General features: G+C 73.2%; 9 protein-coding genes. 2 read left to right on the forward strand and 7 right to left on the reverse strand.

What is annotated here, in order from left to right:
- Positions 1–82: 82 nt before the first annotated feature.
- Positions 83–2092, forward strand: coding sequence for an FAD-dependent oxidoreductase (locus tag ACLQ29_RS09485; RefSeq protein WP_425771224.1), 2010 nt, complete (start codon positions 83–85; stop codon positions 2090–2092).
- On the opposite strand, the gene ACLQ29_RS09490 is transcribed toward ACLQ29_RS09485, so the two are convergent.
- The 4 genes from ACLQ29_RS09490 to ACLQ29_RS09505 all read right to left on the reverse strand — a co-directional run bounded on the left by ACLQ29_RS09490 (position 2053) and on the right by ACLQ29_RS09505 (position 4476).
- Positions 2053–2463, reverse strand: coding sequence for an SAV_915 family protein (locus ACLQ29_RS09490; RefSeq protein WP_425771225.1), 411 nt, complete (start codon positions 2461–2463; stop codon positions 2053–2055). The two genes, ACLQ29_RS09485 and ACLQ29_RS09490, sit on opposite strands and share 40 nt — an antisense overlap.
- Before the next feature lie 38 nt (positions 2464–2501).
- Entirely contained in the window at positions 2502–3005 is a 504-nt protein-coding gene (locus tag ACLQ29_RS09495) for a universal stress protein (protein WP_425771226.1), read from the reverse strand.
- Complete coding sequence (locus ACLQ29_RS09500; RefSeq protein WP_425771227.1) at positions 3002–3412, reverse strand: hypothetical protein; 411 nt, start codon at positions 3410–3412, stop codon at positions 3002–3004. Before ACLQ29_RS09500 ends, ACLQ29_RS09495 begins: the two co-directional genes overlap by 4 nt.
- A gap of 101 nt (positions 3413–3513) precedes the next feature.
- Positions 3514–4476, reverse strand: coding sequence for an SDR family oxidoreductase (locus ACLQ29_RS09505; protein ID WP_425771228.1), 963 nt, complete (start codon positions 4474–4476; stop codon positions 3514–3516).
- Between the two features lie 168 nt (positions 4477–4644).
- On the opposite strand from ACLQ29_RS09505, the gene ACLQ29_RS09510 reads away from it, so the two are divergent.
- Positions 4645–5400: a dienelactone hydrolase family protein gene (locus ACLQ29_RS09510; RefSeq protein ID WP_425771229.1), complete on the forward strand. Its 756-nt coding sequence runs from the start codon at positions 4645–4647 to the stop codon at positions 5398–5400.
- Positions 5401–5419: 19 nt separating this feature from the next.
- Here ACLQ29_RS09510 and ACLQ29_RS09515 read toward each other — a convergent pair whose 3' ends face one another.
- From ACLQ29_RS09515 to ACLQ29_RS09525, 3 genes are all read right to left on the reverse strand, one after another.
- On the reverse strand, positions 5420–6523 hold the full coding sequence (locus ACLQ29_RS09515; protein ID WP_425771230.1) for an L-dopachrome tautomerase-related protein: 1104 nt from the start codon (positions 6521–6523) through the stop codon (positions 5420–5422).
- A 95-nt stretch (positions 6524–6618) separates the two neighbouring features.
- Positions 6619–7500 (reverse strand): SMP-30/gluconolactonase/LRE family protein, encoded by an 882-nt coding sequence (locus ACLQ29_RS09520; RefSeq protein ID WP_425771231.1) that lies wholly within the window; start codon positions 7498–7500, stop codon positions 6619–6621.
- 115 nt (positions 7501–7615) lie between these two features.
- Positions 7616–7846 (reverse strand): carbohydrate kinase family protein, encoded by a 231-nt coding sequence (locus ACLQ29_RS09525; RefSeq protein WP_425771259.1) that lies wholly within the window; start codon positions 7844–7846, stop codon positions 7616–7618.
- Between the last annotated feature and the right edge of the window lie 460 nt (positions 7847–8306).

An 8306-nucleotide genomic window follows, 5' to 3' on the forward strand; every position in this document is an offset into this window, starting at 1 on the left:
ACATTGAAGAATTTCGGTCTGCAGCGGCAGCGGCGTGCTTCTGTAACCGTCCCCTCCACCGGTTACCCCTCGGGAGCCCGCCGTGTCCCTGCCCCTGTCCCGTCGTCGGCTGCTGACCGCCGGCGGCGCCGGCCTCGTCCTGGCCGGTCTCACCGACCCGTTCCGCGCCGGCCCCGCCCGCGCCGCCGTCACCACCGCAGACCTGGTCGTCTATGGCGCCACCTCCGGCGGGCTGGCCGCCGCGATCACCATGCGCCGGCTCGGTCGCACCGCCGTGGTGGTGGAGCCCACCGGCCACGTCGGTGGGCTGAGCACCGCCGGGCTGGGCGCCACCGACACCGGCGTCCAGGCGTCCATCGGCGGGCTCGCCGCCGAGTTCTACCGCCGGGTGTACGTGAAGTACCACGGCGGAACCCTCACCCCGACGTCGCCGCTGCGGATGACCTTCGAACCGCACGTCGCCGTCGCCGTCTTCGCCGACCTGCTGGCCGAGGCGGGCGTGCCGGTGATCACCGACGCCCGGCTCGCCGGCGTCGGTCGCAGCGGCGACCGGATCACCGAGCTGCGCACCGAGGACGGCTCGATCTACCGGGGCGGGGTGTTCGTCGACGCCACCTACGAGGGTGACCTGCTGGCCACGGCCGGGGTGGGGTTCACCGTCGGGCGGGAGTCCAACGACACCTACGGCGAGACGATAAACGGGGTGCAGTCGCGCAACACCCACCAGTTCGCGTACCCGATCGACCCGTACGTCACGGCCGGCTCGCCCGCCAGCGGCCTGCTGCCCGGCATCTCCGCCACCCCCCTCGCCCCGCAGGGCAGCGGCGACGACAGGATCCAGGCGTACTGCTTCCGGATGTGCCTGACCCAGGCGGCCAACCGCATCCCGTTCGGCAAGCCGTCCGGCTACGACCCGATCCGGTACGAGCTGCTGCTGCGCCACATCCAGGCCGGTTACGCCGGGCCGTACTTCACCACCGGATCGATCGGCGGCGGCAAGACCGACTCCAACAACAACGGCGCCGTCTCCACCGACCACATCGGCTTCAACCACGCGTACCCGACGGCGAGCTGGGCCGCGCGGGAGAGCATCATCGCCGAGCACCGCACCTACCAGCAGGGGCTGATGTGGTTCCTGGCCAACGATCCCCGGCTGCCGTCGTCGGTCCGTGACTCGACCGCCCGCTGGGGGCTGCCGATCGACGAGTTCACCGGCACCGGCGGCTGGCCGCCACTGCTCTACATCCGGGAGGCCCGCCGGATGGTCTCCGCGTACGTGATGACCGAGGCCGACTGCCGGGGCCGGGTACGCGCCACCGACTCGGTGGGGCTGGCCAGTTACACGATGGACTCGCACAACTGTCAACGGGTGGTGGTCGACGGGCGGGTGCGCAACGAGGGGGACGTGCAGATCGGGGTGCCGGCCCCCTACCCGGTGAGCTACCGGGCGATCGTGCCGCACCAGGCGCAGTGCGCCAACCTGCTGGTGCCGGTCTGCCTCTCGGCGAGCCACATCGCGTACGGCTCGATCCGGATGGAACCGGTGTTCATGATCCTCGGGCAGGCGGCGGCCACCGCCGCGTCGCTGGCCCTCGCCGGGAACCTCGCCGTGCAGGAGGTGCCCGTGCCCACCCTCCAGGCCCGGTTGCGGCAGGACGGCGCGGTCCTGGAGTGGGGCTCGACCGACGAGGTGATCCTGGACAACTCGGCGGCCAGCGGGATCACCCGGGCCGGGACGTGGCTGCGCAGCACAAGCGTCGGCGGCTTCTACGGCCCGGACTACGAGCACGACGGCAACACCGCGAAGGGCGTCAACCGGCTGCGGTTCCGCCCGACGCTGCCCGCCGCCGGGTCCTGGACGGTGCAGATGCGCTGGACCGCCAACCCGAACCGGGCGACGAACGTGCCGGTGGACATCGAACACTCCAGCGGGCTCGTCACCCGCACGGTGGACCAGCGGCAGACCGGCGGCCAGTGGGTGCCGTTGGGGACCTATCCGTTCACGGCGGGCAGCGGCGGGAGCGTACTGATCCGCACCGAGGACACCGACGGTTATGTGGTCGCCGACGCGGTCCGCTTCGTCCGCGCCTGAGCGGCGGCGGGTGCGGGGCCGACCGGGACCGGAACGGCCTCGGACCATGGGCCGGTGGGTGCGGCCGGTGCGCGGGCCGGCACGCTCGGCGCGGCCCGGTCTCCGCTGCTCGGGTCGAGCGGCGGCGCCACCAGCAGGGGGTCGACCTGGATCACGTCGATGCCGAGCGGGCGCAGCATGCCGCGCAGCGCGGACTCGCACAGCTCCTCCCACTGCTGATCGACGCCCATCGCGGCGGCCAGCAACTCCGGCCGGGTGAAGGCGATGCCCAGCCGCTGGCCCTGCGGCGAACGGCCGGTCCGCACCGTCCGCACCAGCCGTCCCGGCAGGTCGCGCACCGGAACGGCGTAAATTATCGGGGCCTCGTCCATGGTGGAGCTGGTCCTTTCCGAGCGGTGGGGATAAGAGGTCATCGGCTGAAACGTTCGAGGTCGTGCGCGAAGCGGCGGATCGTCGCGGCCCGCGCCCAGGACGGCGCGGGCACCGCGACGACAGGTACGGCCGCCCTCGTCACGCAGTACCGGGTGACGTGGCCACGCGACCGGCCGAACCGTCCGCGTTCCGGGCTGCCGACGACCAGCAGGTCGCTCTCCCGGTGCGCGTGGTCGACAAGCACCTGCCCGGCGTACCCCTGGGTCGCCACCAGGCGGACTGTCACGTCCCGGGGCATGCCGCCGAGCGCCGCGTCGAAGACGCCACGCAGGTAGACCACCGCGGCCCGGTCGCACTCGTCCTGCCAACGCCAGGTCAGGGTGCCGGGCCGCCACGTCGGTGCGAAGACCCAGGCGCGTACGGCGTCCAGCTGCGCGCCGTCGCGGCGGGCGAGCTGCATCGCGCGGCGCAGCGCCTGCATCCCGGCGAACGACCGGTCGACGCCCACCACGATCCGGCGGCCATCGGTGGGGCGACTCATGCGGCGGACACCGCCCAGGCCGGGGTGCCCTCCGAGGTACGCGGCTGCGTCGGAGTGGTCAGGTCGAGCGCGCGGAGGACGTAGTTGGCCACGGCCACCTCCACTCCGGCCCGGCGGCGCAGGTCGGCGACGGCCCGGTGCAGCACGGTCATGCTGTCGGCGGAGAGCCGCACCACGGCGTCGACGTCGGCGGCGATCCACCACGCGGCCACGGCGCACGGCTCGTGCCGCAGGTACTCCACCAGGTGACTCCCCGGCGCGGACGGGCCGAGCCGGACGCTCACCAGCGCCTCGTGCCGGCGTTCCGGCTCGCCCGATCTCTCCGCGGCCGTGCCGGGGCTGCTGTCGGTGTCGCTGCCGGGTGGAAGGTCTCCGCGTTCCCAGCGTGTCATCCGCCAAGGACTCATGGGCCCATCGTCACCACCGAGCGGCGGTGGTGCGCCCGCCGATACGCCGTTTCGACGGGCCACCGCCGATTCTTGACGCCGCGTTCACGCGGACGCGCCGGTCAGTTGCCGGGGAACTCGACACCCACCAGCCGCTCGGAGACGGCCCACAGCCGTGCCGCGTCCTCCGTGTCGCGCGCCGAGCGGTAGACGGCCAGCTCGGTCGGTTTGCCGGTGAACTGCCCCAGCCCGTCCGGGCCGTAGAACCGCCCGCCCCGCGCCTGCGGGCTGGTGGCGGCGTAGAGGGCGGGGAGCAGCCCGGCGTCCACCGAGTGCACCAGGACGCCCCAGCGGGCCAGCCGGCTCATGATCGAGTGGTGGAGCGAGGGCCGGCTGCGGCCCAGGTTGGGACCGGACGCGTACAGGTTCGTCATCGTCGTGCCCGGATGGGCGACGTTGCTGACGATGCCCCAGCCGCCGGCCCGACTGCGTCGGTCGAGTTCCAACCCGAAGTGCAGGGTGGCCAGCTTGGAGGCGTTGTACGCGCGGATCGCCGCGTACCGGTTGTCGCTCTGCAGGTCGTCCCAGTCGAACCGGCCGGAACGGGCGGCGCTGCTCGACATGGTGGTGACCCGGGCATGGCCGGCCCGCAGCAGCGGCAGCAGCCGCCCGGTCAGCGCGAAGTGCCCGAGGTGGTTGGTGCCGAACTGCAGCTCGAAGCCCTCGGCGGTGGCGTGCCGGGTCGGCGGCGTCATCACGCCCGCGTTGTTGATCATCAGGTGGATCGGTCGCCCCTCGCCGAGCAGCGTGTCGGCCAGCGCGGCCACCGAGTCCAGCGAGGCGAGGTCCAGCTTCCGGGTCGAGACGACGGCGCCCGGCGCGGCGGCCCGAACGGCGTCCAGCGCGGCGGCGCCCTTGGCCGGGTTGCGGACCGGCAGCACCACCTCGGCCCCGGCGCGCGCCAGCCGCGTGGCCAGGCCGAGGCCCAGGCCGTCGCTGCCGCCGGTGACGACGGCGAGTTTTCCAGTCAGGTCCGGAACGGTCAGGTCGAGCACAACATCTCCCAGGTCGGTCGTGTCCCTCATCGGTCGTGGACAAGCCTGGGTCGTTCGCCGACCACCACCCAGGGTCGTCTTATCCAGGGAGCGACGGTCCCCGGGTGTCGCACGGGCCGGGTCCCCGGGTGTCGCACGGGTCGACTGCCCGGCGAGTACCGTTCTTGACGATCAAGGACTTTCGGCCGAGGAGGCGCGGTGGAGACGACGACTGTGGACATCCCGACCGGCGACGGGGTCGCGGACGCGTCCCTGACCCGGCCGGACGGCAACGGCCCCTTCCCGGCGGTGCTGCTCCTCATGGACGCCTTCGGGCCACGCCCGCGCCTGGTGGAGATGGCGGAACGGATCGCCGCCCGGGGCTACCTGGTGTTGACGCCCCACCTCTTCTACCGGGCCGGGCGGGCACCGCTGTTCGACCTGTCCCGACTCGGTGAGCCGGACCAGCGCGCCGCGCTCTTCGAGCAGATCATGCCGCTGGTCAACGCGTTGACCCCGGAGCTGTTCAACCGGGACACCACCGCGTACCTCGACTTCCTGGCCGCCCGCGACGACGTCCGGCCGGGCCCGGTCGCCGTCACCGGCTACTGCCTGGGCGGCACGAACGCGCTGCGGGCCATCGAGGCGCACCCGGACCGCATCGCCGCGATCGCCAGCTTCCACGGCGGGTACCTGGTCACCGACGCGCCGGACAGCCCGCACCTGGGCGTCGGCTCGATCACCGGCGAGGTGTACTTCGGGCACGCCGACGCCGACCGGTCGATGCCCCCCGAGCAGATCGCCACGCTGGAGAAGGCCCTCGAGGCGGCCGGCGTGCGCTATCGCTCCGAGGTCTACGAGGGCGCCCACCACGGCTTCACCATGGCCGACACCCCGATGTACGACGAGCAGGCCACCGAGCGCCACTGGGCCGCCCTGTTCGACCTCCTGGACCGCACCCTGCCAACGAGCTGACCATCGGCGTACGGCCCGGTCAGCGGCGCAGCAGCACCGGGCCGGCGTCGATGCGGGTACGGAACAGCGCGTACGGCTTGCGCCGCAGGTCCTTGCCCCGCTGGTACTGCGCCTGCCGGTGTAGCTGGTTGGCGGTGACGTAGAGGTGCCCGTCGGTGGCCACCGACATGGTGTCCGGCCAGAGTAGCCGCGGGTCGTGGACCAGAGTCTCGTACTCGCCGTCCGGTAGCCGGCGCAGCACCGCGTTGTGCTCGTACGCGGTGAGGTAGAGCCGCCCCGCGTCGTCGGATTCCAACCCGTCCGACCCGGTGGCCTTGTCGCCCTCGTCCACGACCGTGGCCGCCACCGCCTCCTGGGTGACCGACGGGTCGGCCAGCGCCTCGGTGGACACGCTGTGCAGGCGTCGGGAGATCAGCGGCGAGTAGTACAGCCGGCTGCCGTCGGCCGAAATGGCGATGCCGTCGGAGCCCATCGCCAGCGGCTTGGGCGGCCCGTCCTTCGGGCGTGACATGAGCGGCCGGCCCTCGACGAAGGGGCGGAAGTTCTTCAGCGGCTCTGCCTTGGTGGACGGGTGGTCGTGCAGCCGCCGCCAGGAGGCCCCGCTGGCCAGGTCCACGACGATGATCCCGTTCGGCCCGGAGTCCGTCGAGTCGGTGATGTATGCGACCCCCGCCTCGCCTCGGCGCAGATCGAAGCGGACGTCGTTGAGGTACGTCGTCGGTGGTGCCACGTCCGCCGGGAAGGTGATCACCTGGGCGACCGTGTCGGTGTCCAGGTCGATCCGGACCAGCTTCGGCCCACCCGGCTTCGTCGGTTGGAACATCGGGCTGCCGGTGTCGACCACCCAGAGTCGGTCGGCCGGGTCCACCACGATGCTCTGCACCGACACGAACGCGCCCGCGTCGTCGTCGCCCGACGGGTCGTTCCACGCCTGGTCGGGGTAGGGCACCTCCCGGCCGTCGCGCAGCTCCACGACAGTGGCCGGCACGTCGTCCCCCCACTTGGGGAAGTTGACGAAGATCCGGCCCCGGTGCGAGACGCTCACCCCGGTGGGCATCGGTCCGGTGAAGGTGTGCACCAACTCCAGCTCGCCAACCGGCTCGTCGCCCACCGGCCCGTTCACGAGGCCCACCTCACGATGCCCACCGTCTCGCCTCCTGACCGTCGGTAGCGCGCTCTGGTGCGGTTGTTCCCGCCCTGGCGTCCGGTATGCCTCCGTCAGCTCACGGGTGCGACGGCGTACGCGGCGGGCAGGCCGGGGACCTCGACGTCCACCGCGAGCAGCGCGCCGTCCTGCGGACCCGCGGTGCTCAGCCCGACCCGGGCGGTGCCGATGAAGAGTCGGCGCAGGTCGGGGCCGCCCAGGCAGATGCCGGCGGGCTGCTTCGCCGGCAGCCGGATCTCCCGGTCCAGCGTGCCGTCGGGCCGGTAGCGACGGACCGCCGAGCCGCCCCAGAACGCGACCCAGAGGTGACCCGCCGCGTCGACGGTCATGCCGTCCGGGCCCCCGTCGTCGGAGGAGAGCCGCAGGAACGGCTCCCGCCCGTGCAGGTCGCCGGTGTCCGGGTCGACGGTGAACCTGTCGATCTCGCCGCGCGGCGTGTCGGCCAGGTACATGGTGGTGCCGGTGGCGTCGAACGCGGGCCCGTTCGGAATTGTCAGCCCGATCACCGCGGCCACCGGTGCCGCGCCCGGGGTCAGCCGGAACAGCGTGCCCCCGCCGGGCACCATCGCGTACGTCATGCTGCCGGCCCAGAAGCGGCCGTGCGGGTCGGCGACCGCGTCGTTCATCCGGGTCGGTTCGGGTGCGTCCGCGACCAGGTCGGCGACCGGTCGGGGGTCGCCGCCGGCGGGCAGCACCGTGACGCCGGTGCCGGCGGCGGCGAGCCAGTCGCCGGGTCGGTCGGCCACCGGGGCGACCGCGCCGAGCGGAACGTCGAGGTGGCGTACCTCCCGCAGCGGGGCGGGGGCGTCGCCGTCGGTCTCCAGCAGCCGTCCGGCCAGCAGGTCGACGAGGACCAGTCGGTCGTCGACCCAGCGCAGGCCTTCGCCCAGCTCCAGCCGGTCGGTGCTCCAGACGGTCGGTTCGGTCAGCTCCATCGTGCTCCTCCAAACGATCTCCGGTCGGCGGTGGCCGGTCCGCGCCGGTTGCGCAGGGCGGTCGGGCCGGTGTCCGCGTCGTCGGTGCGCCGGCCCGCGCCGGCCGCCGTACCGGTCAGCGGACCGTACCGTCCGGCCCGTGGTCGAGCAGCGTCAGCTCGGCGCGGTCGGGCAGGCCCTCCCAGTCACCCCGGGTGGCCACCGCGAACGCGCCGGTGGTGACGGCCCGGACCAGCCGGGTCGGCGCGTCGACGCCGTCGAGCCAACCGGAGAGCAGCCCGGCCACGAACGCGTCGCCCGCGCCGACGGTGTCCACCACCGGCACCGTCCGAGCTGGACGGTGGATCGTGCGGGCTGAGCCTGGTCACGGTGGGGAGCGGGCCTGGCCTGGTCACGGTGGGGCGGGCGGGGCCCGGTGGCGGCGGGGCTGGTCGTGCCGTGGGAGGGCGCGCGGCGGGGCCTGGTGGCGGCGGGGCTGGTCGTGCCGCGGGAGGGCGCGCGGCGGGGCCTGGTCGCGGAGGAGCGGGGCTGGCCCCAGGAGGGCGCGACGGGACTTGGTGGCGTGGGGGTAGACCGGTGTTCGTGGCTTCGGGTCGTGTGTGTGTGCACCGGGAGGCCAAGCGGATCTGGCCTCTGATGCGGTGGTTCTGGCTTCGGGGTGCAGGGGTGTGGTGGCGGTTGGCTGTGTTCACGTTCGGTGGTGGTAGTGGTTGCGGCGGGGGATCTGGGTGGGGTCGAGCCAGGCGGGTGGGATGAATTCGGGGTGGCCGTCGCTGCCGAGCTGGACGGTCCAGTCGTTGTGGTGC

The sequence above is a fragment of the Micromonospora sp. DT228 genome (assembly GCF_049841595.1).
GTDB lineage: Bacteria > Actinomycetota > Actinomycetes > Mycobacteriales > Micromonosporaceae > Micromonospora.